Genomic DNA, 19,760 nt, shown 5'->3' with positions numbered 1-19,760 from the left:
CATGCCCGAGAAACAAGCCCCCGCTTCGGATAGATCCCTGAACGTCATCAGGACCGCGACACGGCGTCCGGGGGCAGTCGCTGACTGTGCGACGCCCTCCGCTGCCGCACAGCTTCCGTTTCAAAGCCGGGTGGGGTTCTCGGCACCAGGATAGACAAGGGCCGGATCGAAGACCTTTTCGCTTTCGGTGAAGGCCAATTCGACCGGACGGGCAGAAGACCGCACGGGCACGGCACGATAGAAGCACGACCGGTAGCCGACATGGCAGCTGGCGCTGCCCTCCACGTTCACACGCAACCACACCGCATCCTGGTCATCGTCGATCCGGATCTCCGCGACCTTCTGGATGAGCCCGCTGGTGGCTCCCTTGTGCCAGAGGCACCGGCGGCTGCGGCTCCAATAGTGCGCCTCGCCCGTCTCGATCGTCCTGAGAAGGGCTTCGTCGTTCATGACACCCATCATCAGCACCTCGCCGGAGACGGCATCTGTGGTGACAACGGCAACAAGCGCGTTGGCGTCGAAGCGGGGCGAAAGCTCGTGGCCTTCCTCGACCTGCTCGACGGAAATGCGCGGTGCGAAGGCGCTAGAGGACATGGTCATCCGAACCTCTCGTTGGGGGCTGAAAGCGAGGACAGGAAATCGCGGCGCAGCTCCGCGTCGGTACGGAATTCGCCCAGCAGGCGCCGGGTGACCATGGTGACGCCCGGCTTGCGGATGCCGCGGGTGGTCATGCACATGTGCGCAGCCTCGATGACGACCGCGACACCGCGCGGCTTCAACACCTCCTGGATCGTGTCGGCAATCTGTGAGGTCAGTGTCTCCTGGATCTGCAGCCGCTTGGCGAAAACCTCTACGAGGCGGGCAAGCTTGCTGATGCCGACGACCCGCGTCTGGGGGAGGTATGCGACATGCGCCTTGCCGATGATCGGCACGATGTGGTGTTCGCAGTGCGATTCCAGACGCATGTTTCTAAGCACGATCATGTCGTCGTACCCATCCGTCTCTTCGAACGTCCTCGACAGAAGCTCGACCGGGTCGACGTCGTATCCCTCGAAGAACTCCTCGTAGGCGCGCACCACCCGGGCCGGCGTGCCGGCAAGCCCTTCGCGATCCGGGTCGTCTCCCGCCCATTCGATCAAAAGCAGGACGGCGGCCTCGACGTCTGCGCGCGCCGGACGCTTGCGCTGCTTCGGCCCTTTGCCAGCCAGCGCCGTCGTGTCGACAGCCATGGTCATCCCGTTACATCCTCGTTTTCTGGTTGCAGTCGACGGCACCCGACATGGGCTTGCGCGAACTGCCTGCTCTCCTCGTGGGCTTTCCAGCCGTTTCGCCTGCCCTGCGTCTGGCGCTCGAGCATACGGCTCCTCCCCCAACCTGCAGCGCCTTGCCCCTCAGCTAAAGTGCGCTTGCCTCCTAACATGTTATGTTATAACATTGCAATTCATGATCGTTCTGGCGAAACCCGCAATGGAACGATTTCCCGCCGACCGATTGCATTGCGTTCCCGGTTTGCTGACCAGACGCTGATCTTTTCATGTTCAAGCCCCGTTCCGTACCGCATCCATCGAGCAACACTTCGGAGGTCGTCAGCGAAGGTCGGCGGACGTCTGCGCTGCTCGCAATCGAAGCCAGGACCGGCCTGACCGGGAGGGAACGCCGTCAGCCGCGCCAATCATTTCAAGCGCGGCGCGACCGCCCTGCGAACGTCGGTGGCTCTCGTCGCGAAGTGACCTGAACAGGAGAAAACGCCGTGGCCGTCGCATGCCCTGCGGGCGCGATTCACATCTGCCCGCTCGCCCGCCATCTTGCCTCCCGGACCCCGCAAGCCCCTGCCCGCTGGCCGCACCAGCCCCCCTCCCCACCTCTCCCGTCTGCCCCCTCCAGTCCTGCACATGTCGGGGTGAAGGAAGCTTCGCGAAATCCGGAACGGGGGTCCGAAAAACCGCTGCTTGCGGAACGCGCCTTACCCTCTTCGCTGGAGGCCATAGGCCATGGTTTGCATAACCCTGCCCGACGGCTCCCGACGCGGATACGAACGTCCTTTCACCGGAACCGAGATCGCCTTGTCGATTTCTCCGTCGCTTGCCAGACAGACCGTGGCCATGGTTGTCGATGGGGACACGCGCGATCTGTCCGACGTCATTGCCCGGGACGCTTCGATCGCGTTCATAACGCGCGACGACCCGCGTGCGCTGCCGCTTGTCCGTCATGATGCCGCCCACGTGCTTGCCGAAGCCGTGCAGGAGCTCTTTCCCGGGACGCAGGCCACGATCGGCCCGGTAATCGAGAACGGTTTTTATTACGACTTTGCCCGCGCCACGCCCTTCACCATCCACGACCTGCCGAAAATCGAGGCGCGTATGCGCGAGATCGTTGCCCGGAACCGGCCACTGACGAAGGAGATTTGGGGCCGCGAGGCGGCGAAGGCCTTCTTTCGGGACAGGGGGAGGATCTCAAGGTCGAGCTTGTCGATGCAATCCCGGAGGGCGAAGCGGTCACGATCTATCGCCAGGGCGACTGGCTCGACCTGTGCCGCGGACCGCACATGCGTTCCACGGGAGATGTCGGGTCCGCTTTCCGGCTGACAAAGGTCGTCAGCGCCCACGGGCGCGGCGATGCGGACAATACGATGCTTACCCGGATCTACGGAACCGCCTTCGCCAGGCAAGAGGATCTGGAAGCGCATCTCCAGATGCTTGAAGACGCCGGTGCGCAGTGTGGCACCTGACAGAAGAGCATCACGACGAAGCAATACCGGATATTGGGGAAAACAGGCAGCTATGCGCCACCGCCCTTGAGGTGGCTTTCGCCACTCGATATGGTATTGCGATGTTATCACATCGCAGCCTGAGGCGAGGCTCGGCTTGCACCGGGCTGCCGGATCCGCGCGCGTTGGATGCGTGGAAGCGAGAGTAGATGTCGAATTCTGGAATACACTGGACGGAAGATCGTATCGATCGTCTCAAGAACCTGTGGGCCGAAGGTCTTAGCGCCAGCCGGATCGCGGCAGAACTTGGTGGTGTGTCGCGAAACGCGGTGATCGGCAAGGTCCATCGGCTGGGCCTGTCCGGCCGCAAGACACCGGTGAAAAAGGCAGCAATTCCAAAACGTCAGATCCGCAAGCGTAACGACGTAGAGGATGTCACGAAAACCGTTGCGGTGCGGCCAGCGAAAAATAACCGCAACGCTGTCCCCGCCGTCGCCGCCGATATTGAGCCTGACTTGGAACCCGAAGCGGAAAATCTCTCGGTCACCGCCGAAGTTATCCCGATGGCGCGATACCTCACGCTACTGGAATTGGGACCCAATACATGCCGCTGGCCGATCGGCGATCCACGCCTGCCGGGCTTTCGGTTCTGCGGCGCCCCGACCGTGGCGGGAGAAGTCTATTGCCGCACATGCGCGGCGAAGGCCTATCAACCGATAACGGACAGGTCGAGAAACAAGGCCCGGCGGCACGGTTCGACGGGGCGGCGTTGAGAGGAAGCTTCCGGTTCAAGGTCGCATTCTCGGGCCGGCATCCGGACAAGATCAGGCTCACGTCTTTCCGCCGGCGATGCACTGAGGACACAGGCCTTCGGCTTCGATGACCGTCTTTTCGATCCGAAAGCCGGCGTCGCATGCCGCCTGCCCGATGACGCTTGTGGCAGGAGAGGACGACACCTCCGCAACGGCACCGCATTGCCGGCAGATCATGAAGGCTGGCGCATGCGTCTCGTGGGGATGCGCGCAGGCGACATAGGCGTTCAGCCGTTCCAACTTGTGCGCGAAGCCATGCATGAGCAGGAAATCCAATGCCCGGTAGGCGACCGACGGCTGAGCGCCGCGGCCCTCCTGCTGCAGCCTTGCAAGGATGTCGTAGGCGCCGAGCGCCTTGTGACCCTCGAGAAGAATCTCCAGAACCCGACGCCGGGTTGCCGTGAATTGCAGCTTGTTGGCCGCGCAATAGGTTTCGGCAGCGCCGAGCATCCTGGCCGCGCATGTGTCGTGGTCGTGTTTTTCGAATCCGATTGTCTGCACCGCCCTATCCTCCTGCACGAACTGCTATGCTATTACATCGCATATATTTCAGCTCGCCGCAGGGAACAACCTCCTTGAGGTTTTCGGCTCGGGCCCTCGCACAAGCAGCACGACGACGAACGCGCCCCCGGCACCAAGCCGGGGGCGCGTTCGCCAAGGCTGTATTCATCGCGGGCGCACAGAGCGAAATTCTGCCATCAGGTGGCGCCACTCGAGTGCGGCCCGCTTTCGAGCATTTCCGGAACAATCGCGCCAGCGCGACGATTGCAGCCGTCAGCCGATGAGGTGACCGTCGTTGCGCGTGATCGCGATGATGGTCGAGCGCGGCAGCGCTCCGTTCCCATCCGGCCAGTCACCGCCGGGATGCTGGATGCCGACGAACATCGTGCGGCGATCGGCCGACCAGCAAAGCCCGGTGACCTCAGAGCCCTTCGGCCCCGTCAGGAAGCGCGCGATCTCGCCAGTGACCGGGTCGCCCACCAGCATCTGGTTGTTGCCCTGCCCGGCAAAATCGCCCTCGTTGCTGTCCGCGCCGTCGGTCTGGATCCACACGAGCCCGTTCTGGTCGAAGGCCATGCCGTCCGGCGAGTTGAACATGTTGCCGGAGGTGACGTTCTCCGAGCCCGCATAGGCATCCTGATGGACCGTCGGGTTACCAGCCATCACATAGAGATCCCAGTCGAACGTGTTGCCGGCATGGTCGTCATCATGCGGTCGCCAGCGCACGATCTGGCCATACTTGTTGGCCTCACGCGGGTTCGGCCCTCCGACCGGCGTCTCGTCACCGCCTGCGTTTGTCTTGAGGCCGCGGTTCTTGTTGTTGGTCAGGCAACAATAGGCTTCGACCGCGAACGGATTTGCCGAAATCCATTCCGGACGATCCATTGTGGTCGCGCCGACCGCAGACGCGGCCTTGCGCGCGAAGATGAGCATCTCCGCCTTGCCCATACCGGTCGTCTCCGGCGTCAGCGCCAGCCATTCGCCTGTCCCGTCCTCGTTGAACCTGGCGGCAAAGAGCGTGCCGTCGTCGAGCAATCCGTCCGTCGAACCACCCGGCACATAGGTGCCATCGGAGACGAACTTGTAGAGATACTCGCCGCGCTCGTCGTCGCCCATGTAGACGACCACGCGGCCGTCGGCGGCGAGAACGACTTCAGCATTTTCGTGCTTGAAGCGGCCGAGGCCCGTGTGCTTGACCGGCGTGGACTTGGGATCGGTCGGATCGATCTCGACCACCCAGCCGAAGCGGTGCGGCTCGTTCGGGTTCTTCGATGTGTCGAAACACTCGTCCCACTTATGATAGTCGTAGCCGGCGCCTTCGGCATTGATGCCGTAGCGCTTGTAGCCGTCCTTGACGTCTTCGGGCAGCGGCGTCTGCGCGGTGGCACCGAAATAACCGTTGAAGTTTTCCTCGCAGGTCAGGTAGGTGCCCCACGGCGTCTTGCCGGAACCGCAGTTGTTCATGGTGCCGAGCGACGCCGAACCGGTGGCATCTGCCGCCGTCTTCATGAGGTCGTGGCCAGCTGCGGGCCCGACGATCTTCATCGGCGTGTTGTGGGTGATGCGGCGGTTGAAGGGACTGTCCTTCACCACGTGCCAGCCGTTGTCGGCCTCCGCGATTTCCATCACGGTGACGCCCTGCAGGTTCTTCAGCTTGGCTACGTCGTCCGCGTTCGCCGGCACGCCCTTCTGCGCAACCGGCAGGTTGACCCCGGGATTGACGTATTCATGGTTGATCGCGATCAGCTGATGGCCGTGATAGACGAAGGTCTCCATGCCATCGGTGTTTTCACCGAAGATCCGGTCGGATTTCGCGACCTGCCCGCCTTCGGCGATGTCGTAGTCGTCCGCGTCCGAAAACAGCGGGTCGCCCCAGCGGGCAAGAGCCTTCCAGGCATAACCTTCGGGAACATGGACCGTACCGTCCGTCTGCGCCGCGATAGGAAGAAAGGGAAAGCGCGAGGAGACGCTTTCCGCCGCCTTGAGTGCGCTTGAGCCGAGCAGGCCGCCGCTCATGGCGGCGGCCCCTGAGCCCAGCACCAGCACACCTTGAAGAAAGCCACGGCGCGAAAGGGCACGTTCAACCACCCGGTCGAACTCATTTTCTTCCGGCCTCGGGAAATTCAGTTCGTCCCATTCATCCGCGGTAAGGGATGTCTTGTCCGAATGCTGCATGGATGCCTCCGTAGAAATGATACGTTATAACGTTTCATGTCTTTGCAACATTGGTGTGAAGCTGGCAGGCACAGGCTGTCGATAGCGGACAAATAGCCGGTTGCCGAAGAGGCTAACTTGAAAAGCAGGTCTTTTCCCGGGCTTCGGGCCGATCAGCGACTGGCGATGTTCGATACCTACATCGCCGCCACTTCCAGCCCCCCTGTCTGTTTGAGTTGTGCGAGAGTGAGAGTGCGGAAGGGAGCCCGTCCCCCCCGAGGGTCTGGAGCCCGTGCGGGAGCATGGGTCCCTTCCGCGTTCCCTGAACCCTGAACAGTTGCTTGGGAAGACCGATCCCGCAAGACATGAACAGGAGCCCTCACCATGCCACAAGCCGTCATCGGCTGCGACCTTGCGCCGAGGTCGCATGGCTGTTTGTCCCCCTACGCGCGATCGCGCCACGAAAGGCCGGTGTCCATGCACCGCGCGGAATTGTCGGCGATCGGCGCTTGATCCGCACCGGACCCCCCCTCGCCTTATCCAGTCGGACATGCAGCCTTGAAATTGTGAGATAGCGACTGGATTACGCTGCTTTTCCTGTTCGCTGCGAGCTCCCCGCCCCCAAAGAGGCTGGGAGCATTTTCCATTGACCGGGATGCCGGGCTAGAGCAGGATCCCGATCCACTCTGCGAGGGGACGCAGCGTGTTGGGGGGAAAACAGTGAAGCAGGCGCGCAGAATCGACACCATGTGGGTTGCGATCATTGCCGCCTATATGCTTGTCGTGCAGTCGCTTGTGGGTGCTGTTGCACTGGGGCATGGGCCGGAAACGGCAGCTCTCGACTTTTTCGGCAATCCGATCTGCTCCAGCAATGCAGGACAGACTGCCCCCGCATCGGACAACGACCGCTCCAAGATTCCAGACTGCTGTCGCGGCGGCACATGCGTTGCCGGCCATGCATTGCCGGGTCGGATCGACACGGTCCCGATCTCCTTCGCTTTTCCGTCCCATATCGAGCGCCCGCCGATCGAGGCAACACTGCCGATCGTTCTCAGTCGCTCCTATTCTCCAGCGCAACCGCGCGCGCCACCTCTCCAGACCTGACGTTCCCCTCTGGGCGTCAAGGCGCCGGGGCAACGCTGCGCGTCGCCGCCGGCGCACAATCTCTGAAACCACACAATCCAACACCTGAACGCTCGGCTGGCTTTCCGCCGCCGAAACACGCGCGACCGTTTGCCGAATGCGCGCGGCTGCGCGTCTCAACCGAACACTCTGGAGAAAACTCATGTCGAAGTCCCTCACTCTCGCCGGCGCCATGTTGGCTTTTGCAATCACCTCCGCCTCCGCCCATGTGACGCTTGAGCAGAGCGAAGCGCCGGTCGGCTCGACCTACAAGGCAACCTTCCGCTTGCCCCATGGCTGCAGCGGCAAGACGACGACCGCCGTACGCATTCAGATCCCGGAAGGCTTCGTCGCGGTCAAGCCGATGCCGAAGCCCGGCTGGACACTGGAAAAGACACACGGAAAGTACGAAAAGGCCTACGACTACTATCACGGTGCCAAGCTGACCGAGGGCGTGAAGGAAGTGTCCTGGAGCGGCGGCAATCTGCCCGACGACGAATATGACGAGTTCGTCCTGCGTGGCATGCTGACGGACGGCTTGCCGGCAGGCGAAACCTTCTATTTCCCGGTGGTCCAGGAATGCGTCGACGGCGCCGTCACCCGCTGGATCGAAACGCCGGCGAAGGGTGAGGCCGAGCCGGATCACCCGGCTCCGGGTCTGAAGCTGCTGGAAAAGGCCCACAGCCACCACTGATCGCGCAAAGCGGATCCGGCCAGCGCGAAAGCGCGTGTCGGATCCGCAGCCGAACACGGGCGCGGGCCACGTCTTCCCGCCCCCCCCCTTTTCACCGACATGAAGTGCCCTTAGGCGCCGCCACGCAACGCGGTTTTCTCCAGAGGCTTGCCCGCCATGGTCAATATTCTTCGCGGCCTTTTCCCGCTTGTGTCCGCGGCCTTGCTGCTGGTTGTCTTTGGATCCGTCAGCCCTGTTGCGCAGCAGGCGCATGCCCATGCTGCGCTGACCAGCACCGAGCCCGCGGATGCCGCCATTCTGAAGACGGCCCCAAAGCGATTTCTGCTTCAGTTCAACGAACCCGTCGCCCCGCTGGTGCTGCGTCTGGTGGCACCGAGCGGTGCCTCAACGGAGCTTAAGCGCTCCACTTTACGAGATACGACGCTCGACATCGAGGCGCCGGCCAATCTCGCCGAGGGCACACATGTCCTGTCCTGGCGTGTCGTTTCACAGGACGGCCATCCCATTGGTGGCTCGTTGATCTTCTCCATCGGCACCCCCAGTGCGGGCGCTGTCGGGTCGCAAACAGCGCCGGACTGGTCGGTCCGGATCGGCTATTTGCTCGCGCGCGCCATGCTCTATGTCGGGCTCTTTCTCGGCATAGGCGGCCTCGCGGCCACGTCTTTCCTTTTCGCGGCTGGCACTCAACCCGCGCGGCTCTACACCCGCCTGTTGGTACTTGGCGCGACGGGCGGTGTCGTCTCGCTCGGATTTCAGGGCCTCGATGCACTCGGCGCGCCGCTCACCCAGATCGTCTCGCCCGCTCCCTGGCTGGCTGCCTTAAGCACGAGCCTGGCACCCGCCGTCGGCGTTGGGCTTGCGGCCTTAGCTCTGGCCGCCCTTGCTCGATCCCCTACATGCACAGCGATCGCCAAGGGCACGCTCGCGCGCCTCCTGATTACCGCGGCAGCCGTCGTCGCCTGCCTGTCGCTGACGTTGAGCGGCCACGCAGCGACGGCAGACCCCCAGGCGCTGATGCGGCTGGCGGTCTTTATCCATGCAGCGACGGTGCTGTCCTGGATCGGCGCCCTGCCGCCGCTCGGTCTCGCGCTTCGCAGGCGCGATCCGCAGGCATTGCCTGCGCTCGACCGGTTCTCGCGCGTCATTCCGGTCGCGCTCCTCCTCCTCTTTGCAGCGGGGCTTTTCATCGCCTGGGTTCAAGTGCAACAACCGTCCGCGCTGTGGGACACGGCCTATGGCCGGGTGCTGCTCGTCAAGCTGAGCCTCGTCGCTCTGCTGCTCATGTTTGCCGCCCATAACCGCTGGCGGCTCACCCAGCCCGTCCTGCGCGCGCAGCAAGCGCCAACACGTCGGCTGGTGCGCATGATCGCAATCGAGACCATGCTCGCTGTCTGCGTACTCTGCGTCGTGACCACATGGCGCTACACGCCGCCACCGCGATCCCTCTTGCAGCTGAAGGCGCCTCCCGTCTCACTCCATATCCATAGCGAGGCGGCGATGGCGACGCTATCGCTCGACCCAGGCCAGGTGGGGGAGACATCCGCATCAATCGAACTGCTCACAGGCGACTTCGCACCGCTCATGGCCGAGGAAGTCGACCTCGTGATGGCCTGCCCGCAGGCCGGGATCGAGCCGTTCCGGCGGAAGGCCCAGCGGCAAGATGAGGCAATCTGGACGATCCCCGAACTGGCGATACCCGTCGCCTGCAATTGGACCGTGCGGATCGAAATCCTGATCTCCGATTTCGAACTCCGGAAGCTCAAGGGCAGGATCGAGATTGACCGCTAGACCAAGCAACGGGCGTTCAAGGGCGACATGATCTAACTCCTGACTGCAATTCTCTCCATCTCGGTTGCGGGTGTTTAGAGCCCCGATTGAAACCGCTTTCCGCCACCCCTGTTCCCAGCTCAGCGTGCCGCCATTTTGATATTCGATGACGCGCGCCTCGAAGAAGTTCTTCTCCTTCTTCAGAACCGTCACCTCCGACATCCGGGGGGACGGGTTCTCCGCCAACGGAAAGACCAGTGCCAGACCGTGCTAGGCCGCAACGGTGGTTGACAATGAAATTACTCCGAGACCCCGGATATTCCCACTCGGGTTGGTCCGAACGCGGGAAGCACATCATGCTCGCAGGGACAGAATTTGAACCTGCTCGCAAACACCGCTAGCGATTGGCATCGAGCTGTTGACTGATGCCCGGAACCAGGGCACCAATATGGGCCTCCGCCGGGCCTCTGACGATCGGATAAAATGCGATATCAATGGCTTGTAGCCGTTAGTTGAGTTTCCAGGTTCCCCAGCCAACTCTTTCCAACGCATTGATATTATTGGACGATTCGGGCGAGCATTCCGGATCATCTGCTCAATCGACCGACTGATGCCCAGGACTGATCCCCATCGGGGGCCGTCCGAGCTTTCGGAAACATTGGGCAATGGCTCGATATCACGCAGTCCCGAACCTCTAAGGCTGCGATCACCGCTCCGGCAAGATGCCCGCATCCGTCAGGCTCTGAGAAGCTAGGGCGTTGCGTGATCAACCAGAACAAAGGGGATGCCCTCGGAGCAGTGCTCCACGCGCGCTGAGACCCCATACGCGCGGGTGATCACCGTCGGAGATATGACGCTTTCAGTGGGGCCGAAAGCAATCAACGAGCCTTCTGAAATCACCGCGAGCTGGTCGCAGGTCCGGATCGCAAGGTTGATATCGTGGATGGCGATCATTGCGATGGCGCCGGTCTTGCGCAGGATCTCTCTCACCGTGTTGATCACCGCGAGCTGCCATTTCAAGTCCAGAGCGCTGGTCGGCTCGTCAAGCAGCAAAAGCTCGGGAGTCCGAACGACCACCTGTGCAAGGCCCACCATCTGACGTTGCCCCCCTGACAGGCGGCTCATACGCTCAAGGGCAAGATGGTTGATACCGAGGCCCGCGAATGCGTTTTCGACAACCTGCTCTGCGGTTCGCGTATCCAATGCCCGTACTGCACGACAGGCAGCCATCACCGCTTCGTAAGCAACGAGAGGGCTGGCCGGTGGCAAGGATTGGGGCAGATAACCGATCATCTCGACACGCTTCCTGCTGTCGACGGTCTTGAGATCCACGCCGTTCAGCTCGACGCGGCCGGAACTGGCACCGAGGCCCGCAATAGCGCGCAAAAGCGTCGATTTGCCTGAGGCGTTGGGTCCGAGAAGGCCCAGCATTGATCCCGGTGCGACCGATGAAAGCGAAAGGTCTTCCACCACCGGCCGACGCTTGTAACCGGCTGACAAATTGCTGATCACAAGGCCTGTCATGCACGTCGCTCCTTGGCGATGAGCAGGGAGAGGAAAAATGGACCCCCCACGATTGAGGTGACGATCCCAAGCGGTATGATCATCCCTGGAATGATCATTTTGGACGCGATCGACGCCAGCGAGAGAATCAACGCTCCTGCGAGTGCGGCGCCCGGCAGAAAGAAGCGGTGGTCTTCCCCCAAAAGCAGTCGCGCAATATGCGGTCCTACCAAGCCAACGAACCCTATGGTCCCGACGAAACAGACGGCAACCGCCGCAAGAAGGCTGGCGCGCAACATCACCGTCAGCCGAAGCCGTTTCGTATCGATACCAAGGCTTTCAGCCTGCGCCTCGCCGGCGCGAAGTGCGGTCAGCTTCCAGACATCCCGCACCGACAGGGGGATGGCCACGATCAAAACGGCGACGACGGTTACAATCTTCGGCCAGGTTGACCGCCCCAGGCTGCCCATCCCCCAGAAAACGATCTGCTGAAGGGTGTCCGCATCCGCCAGAAACTGCAGAAGGGCCACAAGCGAGTTGATCGCGAAGACCAGGGCTATTCCGAACAGAACGACGCTGTCGGCCCCATTGGATTGCGTTTTCGCAAGCAGGTGGATCACGAGCGCGGCCATTGCAGCAAACAGGAAAGAGCTTGCCGGCAACAAGGCTTCTTGCGGAACCCAGGTCAGAGAAAAGCCCGTCACCAGGACCAATGCCGCCCCAAGGGTCGCCGCGGCGGACACGCCAAGCGTAAACGGGCTGGCGAGCGGATTGTTGAGAACCGTCTGCATTTCCGCACCCGCCAATCCAAGTGAGGCCCCGACGAGAACCGCCATCACCGCGTAGGGCAGCCGAACATCGAACAGGATATAGCGCACCGGACTCGGCAAGCCGGCAGGATCCAGCAGCCCTGCGATCACAGCGCCCGGTGACAAGGCGGCCGGCCCCGTGAACACATCGCAAACGAACGCGACACCCAACAAGAATAGAATAAGGCTGAGGATCAGAAATCTGTATCGGACGAAACTCGCATAGCCTTGCGAGAGTGAGCGACCGGCGGCAGCCATCGGAGGACGAAGTGTCAAGGGCGGGATCTCCTCAACATGCGGTCAGTTCCACGGCATGGTGGTGGCGTAGGTCTCAGCTATGTCGCTGAACTCAGCGATAGCCGAGAACGGCCGCGTGTCTGCCCGAAGTTCGCCGGCCTCACGGATCAGGGGATCCGGAGCAACCCTGTCAGAGACAGGATATTCGTAGCCCACGCTTGCATAAATCTGCTGGCCCTTGTCTCCGGCAAGGTACTCCAGGAAGGCGCCGGCCTCCTCGGCATGCGGAGCGTATGCCGCAACAGCAGCCCCCGTGATGTTGACAGGGGTCCGGCCGTTGTCGAACGTCGGCAAAATCGGCCGCACGCTATCGCCCCAGGCCTTCTGCTCCGGGCCACCGACACCAGCCCGCATTTCACCGTAATAGTAGGAATTGGAGACGCCGATCAACGCCTTGCCCTCTGCGATCGCCCGGGCGGCGTTCCTGTCGCCTCCCTTGCTCAACGGTCTGTTGGCCGCGATGCCTTCCAGCCAGACTTCGGTTTTCGCCCTCCCGTAATGTGCACGGTAGGCGGCAATCAAGGCCGTGTTGAACATGTGATCAGCCGACCGGATGAACATCTTGTCGCGCCAGCGGGGGTCAGCGAGGTCGTCATAGTCGAACTGCGTCACATCAAGCGACTTTTCCACGAAGCAAAGTCGGGCGCGCATGGATTGCGCGAACCAGCGGCCCTCAGGATCCCGCAAATGCGCCGGCACCAGTTTATCGAGCGTGGCGGATTGCACCGGTTGCGTAAGTTGGGCGTCCGCGAGTTTCAGAAGTCTGCGGTAGTCGAGCGTCAGCACAATATCAGCAGGACACCCCGCCCCTTCCTGTTGCAGGCGCGGGCTTGCATCAGACTTGATATCTTCGATCGCCACCTCTACCCCGCTTTCCTGATGGAAGCCGTCTGCAAGCAGCTGGGTGAATTCTCGGTGGCGTGTGGAGTAAATGGTAAGCTTGTGCCGTGTCATAGGAGCTTTTTATACTGAGGGATCGAGGGCAACGGTGTAGACGCCATCCTGCGGAAGCAGCGGGAAACGCTTTCGGAAGGCGGCCAGCGTCTTGGGCGCATCGAACGCATCTTTGATTCCCGGGTTGAGCCAGCCGGCCAAGGCTTCGAGTGCAACCAGATGCAACGGCGTTTCATTAAGACCGTGCCACAGAGCATAGGCGCGCTTGCTACGCACGGCGTTCAGTTCAGCAATGCCAGGATCCGAGACGACTCGAGTCAGGCTTTCACGCGCTTGCGTCTCGCTGACGTTCGCACCGATGGAGATCCCCCGCGAGGCGTCACCTTTCAGCCCACCAGTCGCGACATAGACATCCGGTTGGCGCGTCAGCATATATTCGAGATTGATCGGGCCGACCGCTCTTGGCAACACGTCCGCCGCAATGCTGTGGCCCCTCACCAAAGCCGCGAGATCGGCAAAGCTACCTCGCCCGATGCTCGCGCAGCATGGCATCACCCCTGCGTGACTGTGAAAGACAAGATCGGTGGAAGCAGCAGTCGGATCGCCGAGCGACCCGATGATCCGCTTCAGAGTCGTTCGATAGAATGAAACCGTGTCTTCGCCACGAGCCTCCTGTCCAAGCAACTGGCTGAGGATTCGAAGGCTCGGAACAGTGTCCTTCAGAGGATCCTGAGCAAAGTCTACGACAGCGACTTTAAGTCCCGCCTGAGTCAGCCGGCGGATGAATGACGTGTTTCCGTCGCTTTCGACCGGACCGGCATTGAAGCGGCTAATCAGCACAAGATCGGGCTGCAGCATGAGCAGCTTTTCGATCGCATAGTCGCTTCCCACTCTCCTGCCGATTACAGGCAGTGACTTGAGTGACGGAAACCGGCTGCTCCATGCCTCGGCTTCGTTTGGAAATGTCGTGTTCAGATCGTCGGCCCAGCCTGCAAGAAGTGCGATCGGGTCCGGATGGACCATCCCGATCATGCTGAGAAAGCGCCCTTGACCCAGCACAACGCGGGCGGCCGGCTTTGCAAGCCTGATCTCCCGGCCCAGAAGATCACGAACAACAATACCGGATTGCGCTCGGGCCAGAGCGGGAAGAGCCAGCGCGACCGAGCCTGCGACGAAACCACGGCGCGTTATTGCATTGATGCCACTCATATTCGCGCGCTCTCAGTCCCCTGCCAACAAACTTGACTGCCATAGTCATCTTTTCTATGGCTCCTACATCAAGCAAGGCTTGAGAGCAACTTGCTGAGACATTTTTCAGAATCGGGGTCGTCGTGCGTCATCGTCAGCTATTTTCCAGTGCATCCGTTTTCGCGTTGATCACGGGATTGAACATCACGTCCATCCCCTCAGAAACGCAGGCTGAGGAAAATGTGAAGATGCTTGCACCCATTATCGTGCAGGCTGAGGGCGCGGATGAGAGCACCTACGTCGCCAAGACGTCGCGCGCCGCGACCAAAACCGCGACTTCACTGCTCGAGACACCGCAGGCCATTTCAGTTGTCACGAAGACAGAGCTTGAGGCACGCAATGTGCAGTCAGTTGGGGAGGCCGTCCGCTACAACTCTGGCGTACTCGGCGACTATTGGGGTGGCGCCGACCTTCGATACGACAAGACATTGATCCGAGGATTTGATGCCGCTCAATATCTCAATGGGCTCAAGCTGAGCGAAGGCCACTTCGCGGGCCTGGGACGGCCGGAACCTTACGGCCTGCAGCGTGTCGAAGTGCTGAAGGGGCCGTCTTCGGTGCTGTACGGCCAAAACGCCCCGGGCGGCCTCGTAAACCTGGTCAGTAAGAAACCGACCGCGGAGACCATCCGCGAAATCAACGTCTCGCTTGGCAGTTCCGATCGTCGCCAAGGCTCGTTCGACTTCGGGGGAGCAATCGATGCGGAAGGCGAGTTCCAGTACCGCCTCGTCGGCCTGGCTCGCGACAGCGCCACGCAGACCGACTACGGCAAGAACAATCGCCAGTACATTGCGCCGTCCTTCAGCTGGGAACCCTCCTCCGACACAAAGTTCACGATACTCGGGAGCTATCTTCGTGAGGATCTCGGCAACCAAGTCAACGTGTTGCCGCCCATCGGGACACTTACTCACGCCCCCTTCGGACGAATACCCACCAGTTTCTACACGGGCGAACCGTCGTTCGACAAATTCATCCGCACGTCGAAGTCGATCGGGTACGAATTTCAACATCGCTTCGACGACGTCTGGACGTTCCGGCAGAACTTCCGCCATGACAGGCAGGATGCGGATTACCGCTACGTGAGTTATTCTGGCGCTCCCCTCGTGGGAACGACGATGCGGCGCAAACGGTCATTCGTCGATCAGAACGTCAGTTCGTTCGCTGTCGACAATCAGGCGGAGGCGGAGTTCTCGATAGGGCGAGTCGATCACGACGTCATGATCGGCCTAGATTACCGGTACATCGATTCCTCGTTCCGGTTCGGCACAGCGGCCGCATCCAGCCTGGACGTCGCAAACCCGGTATATGGCACCTCGGTCCAGGTACCGCCGACCACCCGCAGCGAACAGACCGACCAGCGTCAAACCGGCTTTTACATCCAAGACCAGATGCGGCTGGACAAATGGGCCTTCACGCTCAGCGGTCGTTACGACATGGTCGACAGCTCGACCTCGAACCGGTTGAAGAACACAGTCGTCGACCAGGATGATGAGAAATTCACATGGCGGGCCGGCTTGGTCTATCTCGCAGACAACGGATTGGCTCCATACGCCAGCTATTCGACCTCATTCGAGCCCACGCCCGGCAGTGATTTCGGCGGAACCGCGTTCGAGCCGACAACCGGCGAGCAATACGAAATCGGCGTCAAGTATCAGCCGATTGGATTCGACAGCTTCGTCACCTTGTCTGCCTATGACCTCACCCAGAAGAACGTGACGACGAGCGATCCCGATAATCCCGGCTTCGATGTCCAGACAGGCGAAACCAGAGTCCGGGGTATCGAGCTGGAAGGCGTGGCTGTTCTCAACGACAGCTTGAGCCTGAAAGCCAGCTACACGTACATGGACGGTAAGGTCACTGAAAGCAACGACTACGAGGGGAACGTCCCGGCCCAGATACCGCATCACGTCGCCAGCCTGTGGGTCGACTACGCTTTTGCGGACGGCCCTCTGGAGGGCTTGGGAATCGGCGCCGGTGTGCGTTACGTCGATGAGCGCTTCGGCGACATGGCCAACAAGATGGAGCTACCATCGATCACATTGGTCGATGCCACATTGCGTTATGATCTTGAAAAGCTTGCCCCCGAGCTCGAAGGCGTGAACTTCCGCGTCAATGCGAGCAACCTGTTTGACAAAACCTATGTTGGTCAGTGTGCCAGCACCAGATACTGCCAATACGGCGCACGACGCACCGTCACGGCTTCGATCGGATATAAATGGTAACAAGCTCTTTCCCCCCGGCTTGCGGCTGAGGTGAACCCGGAAAACCGAACAAGGTGCCAAGCCAACCAAGCCAATCCCGCTCCGGGGAAGAACGGGTCTTATGGGTAGGATTACCGGGAAGCTGTACTCAGCAGAGTTCAAGTCGACGGCAGCGCTTGAAGCGATCAATGGAGCCAGGCGCTGCCGGAACTTGCCGCCCAATACAAGATCCACATACGATGATTGCGCAATCGAAACAGCAGGTAATTGGCGGGGCAACTGTGTTTGTAACCCGATCCTGATGTGTGTCTGGTTTCGGATCATCGCGTCGATGATGACGAGGAGCTGGCGCGCGATGGAGATGAGGATCGTCTTCGGCGCCTTTCCCTTTAGCCTCATTCTGTCCCTCATTGCGGTGAGCGCTGGAACGCGATGCGATGCCGAGAGCGCGGCGATGTGGAGAGCCTCGCGTGCGTTTCGTCGTCCGCCCCAGATGCGTCGCGCCCCGCGCGATGTTCCGCTTTCCCTGGCATGAGGTGCGCGTCCGGCGAGAGAGACGATCCTGCGCATCTGGTCGCCGGATTGGTGGGACGACCGCACGGGCATGCTCGACAAGGTGGATGCGGCGTTGAATGCCCCGCTGGAGACCGGCCGCCGGGAAGCGGCCGAGCGCGAGGCCGTTGCGGTCTATCGAGACGACAGACGAGAGCACGGGGTGTTTCCTTTGGCGCGATGGCCAACGCACCGACGTTATCGACTACCGTCTACCGGCTAGCGAAGACGATATCCGCCCCGTCTCCGAAGTCGCACTCGCTGAACTTGCAGGCATCACCCGCGACAACCAAGAAGCGCTTCATGAGAACGACCCGGCTCTCATCACCGCCCGCCTGATCGGCCTCGACCGCCTCGCCGCCACCAGCCGCAGCAGAATCGAGGACGCGATAGAATACTGGAGGAAGGTGCAGACGGCAGGAGGTCCGAGAAGAGAAGAAGGACGCGGGACCGCATGATCTCAGTCCAGATTTGAGCCTGCTCGAAAACACCGCCAGCGATTGGCATCGAACTGTTGGTGATGCCCGGAACCAGGGCACCGATATGGACCTCCGCCGGGCCTCCGGCGATCGGATGAAATGCAATATCAAAGGCTTGTAGCCGTTGGTTGAGTTTCCAGGTTCCCCAGCCAACTCGTTCCAATGCATTGATATCATTGAGCAGCTCGGACACAGGTTCAGGAACCCGGCGTCACGGCAAGCATGGAACCTCCGTGCGTTCTGGCCCATTCAAAGAACGGCCTCGCCCAGAGCGCTGACTTGGAAGTCGGGTGTCAGTGCATCGAGACGCGCCGCAAGACCAGCTCCGGATGCGGGCGCATGATCAATCACGGCCCGGTATTGTGTCTGCGAATACAGCTTCTCGGCGAAGTCCCGATCATTGAAGCCTCCGTTCGACGCAGTATGAAACCACTTGATCAGCAAGACGTCGTTGAGGTCGAACGCGCCGGCAAGTCCTTTGCGGCAGAGATCGAACACGCTTTCATCAGCGGGATCATAAATCTTGTGAACCGCATGCTGGACAAGCGCAAGACACAGGCCGGACGGCGCGACCTCGAAGAGCCGGAGCGCGGCTTCTCCAATCTCAAGGATATCCGCGCGCCGGTCGCCCCCCGTTTCCAGAGCTCTCAGTCGCAGCGCCAACCTGACCAAGATGTCCCCGGGGGACGTATGCGCCGCCACCGGGGCAAGAGCCGCAGTGCGCGCCCGACGATCCGACACGCGCATCAGCATCCGGGCCTCTTCCAGCGCAGGGGCATCGTCCGCCCACTGCATTTCCGCAGCCCCCGCCGCAGCCATCTCCAGCGCCTGGGTATCGTCATCCCGGATCGCCAGAAGAAGCAGCTCGGTCATATAGACATTGCCGAGAAACGCGGGAAGCTCCGGCACCAGATCGCGCATGGCCTCATGGTGCCTCCTGGCGGCAGCGACGGTGCGGAGTGTCACTGCGCCGCCATGCGCCCCCTGGCGCACCATCGCCAGCCTGGCAAGTCCCTCCCCTCGGCGGCCCATGCGCAGATCAAGTCGCGCCAGATTGACCCAAGGCTGAAACGCGAATGCCGCATAGCCCTGCCCCAGCGCCGGAACCAATTGGCGCGCAACCCAATCGATCTGCCATCCGCACAGATCGGCGGCGCGATCCACCCGCCCGAAATGCAACTCGATCAGCGCAAGCTGGTTGAACAGTCGTGCCCACGCCTCAACGCTGGACCGGTCCGTTGGCGGCGCCTGTGGCCTGCTGCGAACCAACGCCTCGATCTGTATCGGAAGGGGCAACCGCACGGGTCTGTCGAGCGCGGTCAAAAGCTCGCGCGGTGCTTTGAGATAGATCTTCTCCATGATTGCCTGACACCTCGAAGACTGTTTTGAAATTCGGCGATAAGCGGTAAAGCGCCTGCAATTGGCGCCCATGACGACGGGGTTCGGCGCATGGAAAAATACCGACGCGCGTCTCGCAATCACGCCCAAGGCTTTGCTCTCTCCCCGGCCGCAACATGGATCATGCGAAGCCTCATGGCGAAAGCCCTCCCTGCGCCCCCAATAATTAATTTAAATAAATCAAGCCTTATGTCATGTATTTAAAACACCCTCCTCTACCTAATTATTTATCTGAACACATTTCAATGCAACTCAGTTGACGTTTAACTTATTTTTTGCGAAACTAATAAAGTTATCCTTATCAATTATTTTCATTAAGCTCTGGAGAAATCAAATGGCTAAACCGACGAAACCCAGCTCGAGATCCGTGACAATATCCGCCGCGGATATTGAGTTTGACGATTCCGGCCGCGCATTCATTGCAAATTCTGAGGCCATGGCGAGCTTGCGTGACTCTCTTTCGGCTGGCGCGGAGGCGATCAAGAACATCGGCTGTTGCAGCGCTGCGCTTGAAGGTGGGCAACGCATCGACCCGAAAGATCTCAACAGTCTCATGAGCGAAGCGATCAAGAACATCGGCTGCTGCAGCGCAGTCTGAGCTTCGATCTCTTGAACGATAAGC

The 19,760-nt window shown here is 61.0% G+C and carries 15 protein-coding genes and 2 pseudogenes; 7 read left to right on the top strand and 10 right to left on the bottom strand.

The window, feature by feature from the left end; all coding sequences use genetic code 11:
* Nucleotides 1-120: 120 nt before the first annotated feature.
* Both hisI and folE read right to left on the bottom strand, forming a co-directional pair.
* On the bottom strand, nucleotides 121-600 hold the full coding sequence (gene hisI / locus ABGM93_RS03860; protein ID WP_321503671.1) for a phosphoribosyl-AMP cyclohydrolase: 480 nt from the start codon (nucleotides 598-600) through the stop codon (nucleotides 121-123).
* The gene (gene folE / locus ABGM93_RS03855) at nucleotides 597-1,235 is read right to left on the bottom strand and encodes a GTP cyclohydrolase I FolE (RefSeq protein WP_321503669.1); all 639 of its coding nucleotides are present in this window, start codon (nucleotides 1,233-1,235) and stop codon (nucleotides 597-599) included. Before folE ends, hisI begins: the two co-directional genes overlap by 4 nt.
* 756 nt (nucleotides 1,236-1,991) lie before the next feature.
* On the opposite strand from folE, the pseudogene ABGM93_RS03850 reads away from it, so the two are divergent.
* Both ABGM93_RS03850 and ABGM93_RS03845 read left to right on the top strand, forming a co-directional pair.
* Nucleotides 1,992-2,707 (top strand): annotated as a pseudogene (locus tag ABGM93_RS03850) (TGS domain-containing protein); the annotation flags it as partial.
* A 209-nt stretch (nucleotides 2,708-2,916) separates the two neighbouring features.
* Complete coding sequence (locus ABGM93_RS03845; protein WP_321503667.1) at nucleotides 2,917-3,480, top strand: GcrA family cell cycle regulator; 564 nt, start codon at nucleotides 2,917-2,919, stop codon at nucleotides 3,478-3,480.
* Nucleotides 3,481-3,537: 57 nt separating this feature from the next.
* Here the strand turns inward: ABGM93_RS03845 and ABGM93_RS03840 are convergent, their stop codons facing one another.
* On the bottom strand, nucleotides 3,538-4,020 hold the full coding sequence (locus ABGM93_RS03840) for a transcriptional repressor (RefSeq protein WP_321503665.1): 483 nt from the start codon (nucleotides 4,018-4,020) through the stop codon (nucleotides 3,538-3,540).
* Between the two features lie 273 nt (nucleotides 4,021-4,293).
* On the bottom strand, nucleotides 4,294-6,195 hold the full coding sequence (locus ABGM93_RS03835) for a PhoX family phosphatase (RefSeq protein WP_321503663.1): 1,902 nt from the start codon (nucleotides 6,193-6,195) through the stop codon (nucleotides 4,294-4,296).
* A 699-nt stretch (nucleotides 6,196-6,894) separates the two neighbouring features.
* Between ABGM93_RS03835 and ABGM93_RS03830 the strand changes: the two genes are divergently transcribed.
* The 3 genes from ABGM93_RS03830 to ABGM93_RS03820 all read left to right on the top strand — a co-directional run bounded on the left by ABGM93_RS03830 (nucleotide 6,895) and on the right by ABGM93_RS03820 (nucleotide 9,778).
* Entirely contained in the window at nucleotides 6,895-7,278 is a 384-nt protein-coding gene (locus tag ABGM93_RS03830) for a DUF2946 family protein (protein WP_321503661.1), read from the top strand.
* Nucleotides 7,279-7,459: 181 nt separating this feature from the next.
* Nucleotides 7,460-7,990 carry a YcnI family protein gene (locus tag ABGM93_RS03825; RefSeq protein WP_321502009.1) on the top strand — a complete coding sequence of 177 codons (531 nt, stop codon included), beginning with the start codon at nucleotides 7,460-7,462 and terminating at the stop codon, nucleotides 7,988-7,990.
* Between the two features lie 156 nt (nucleotides 7,991-8,146).
* The gene (locus ABGM93_RS03820; protein ID WP_321503658.1) at nucleotides 8,147-9,778 is read left to right on the top strand and encodes a CopD family protein; all 1,632 of its coding nucleotides are present in this window, start codon (nucleotides 8,147-8,149) and stop codon (nucleotides 9,776-9,778) included.
* A 111-nt stretch (nucleotides 9,779-9,889) separates the two neighbouring features.
* On the opposite strand, the pseudogene ABGM93_RS03815 reads toward ABGM93_RS03820, so the two are convergent.
* The 5 genes and pseudogenes from ABGM93_RS03815 to ABGM93_RS03795 form a co-directional block, all read right to left on the bottom strand.
* Nucleotides 9,890-10,024: pseudogene (locus tag ABGM93_RS03815) on the bottom strand (ribonucleotide-diphosphate reductase subunit beta); the annotation flags it as partial.
* A 483-nt stretch (nucleotides 10,025-10,507) separates the two neighbouring features.
* The gene (locus tag ABGM93_RS03810; protein ID WP_321503656.1) at nucleotides 10,508-11,230 is read right to left on the bottom strand and encodes an ABC transporter ATP-binding protein; all 723 of its coding nucleotides are present in this window, start codon (nucleotides 11,228-11,230) and stop codon (nucleotides 10,508-10,510) included.
* A 47-nt stretch (nucleotides 11,231-11,277) separates the two neighbouring features.
* Nucleotides 11,278-12,327 carry an iron ABC transporter permease gene (locus tag ABGM93_RS03805; RefSeq protein ID WP_321503653.1) on the bottom strand — a complete coding sequence of 350 codons (1,050 nt, stop codon included), beginning with the start codon at nucleotides 12,325-12,327 and terminating at the stop codon, nucleotides 11,278-11,280.
* 42 nt (nucleotides 12,328-12,369) lie between these two features.
* Nucleotides 12,370-13,320 (bottom strand): extracellular solute-binding protein, encoded by a 951-nt coding sequence (locus ABGM93_RS03800; RefSeq protein WP_321503651.1) that lies wholly within the window; start codon nucleotides 13,318-13,320, stop codon nucleotides 12,370-12,372.
* A 9-nt stretch (nucleotides 13,321-13,329) separates the two neighbouring features.
* The gene (locus ABGM93_RS03795) at nucleotides 13,330-14,469 is read right to left on the bottom strand and encodes an ABC transporter substrate-binding protein (RefSeq protein ID WP_319773566.1); all 1,140 of its coding nucleotides are present in this window, start codon (nucleotides 14,467-14,469) and stop codon (nucleotides 13,330-13,332) included.
* A 227-nt stretch (nucleotides 14,470-14,696) separates the two neighbouring features.
* Here ABGM93_RS03795 and ABGM93_RS03790 point away from each other — a divergent pair, with 227 nt between their 5' ends.
* Nucleotides 14,697-16,730 (top strand): TonB-dependent siderophore receptor, encoded by a 2,034-nt coding sequence (locus ABGM93_RS03790; protein WP_321503647.1) that lies wholly within the window; start codon nucleotides 14,697-14,699, stop codon nucleotides 16,728-16,730.
* A gap of 1,259 nt (nucleotides 16,731-17,989) precedes the next feature.
* Here ABGM93_RS03790 and ABGM93_RS03785 read toward each other — a convergent pair.
* Complete coding sequence (locus tag ABGM93_RS03785; protein WP_321503645.1) at nucleotides 17,990-19,099, bottom strand: hypothetical protein; 1,110 nt, start codon at nucleotides 19,097-19,099, stop codon at nucleotides 17,990-17,992.
* 373 nt (nucleotides 19,100-19,472) lie between these two features.
* On the opposite strand from ABGM93_RS03785, the gene ABGM93_RS03780 reads away from it, so the two are divergent.
* Nucleotides 19,473-19,736: a hypothetical protein gene (locus ABGM93_RS03780; RefSeq protein WP_321503643.1), complete on the top strand. Its 264-nt coding sequence runs from the start codon at nucleotides 19,473-19,475 to the stop codon at nucleotides 19,734-19,736.
* Nucleotides 19,737-19,760 lie beyond the last annotated feature (24 nt).

The organism is Breoghania sp., assembly GCF_963674635.1.
In the GTDB taxonomy this organism is placed as follows: Bacteria; Pseudomonadota; Alphaproteobacteria; order Rhizobiales; family Stappiaceae; genus Breoghania.
This window is presented reverse-complemented; position numbering and strand designations above follow the sequence as displayed.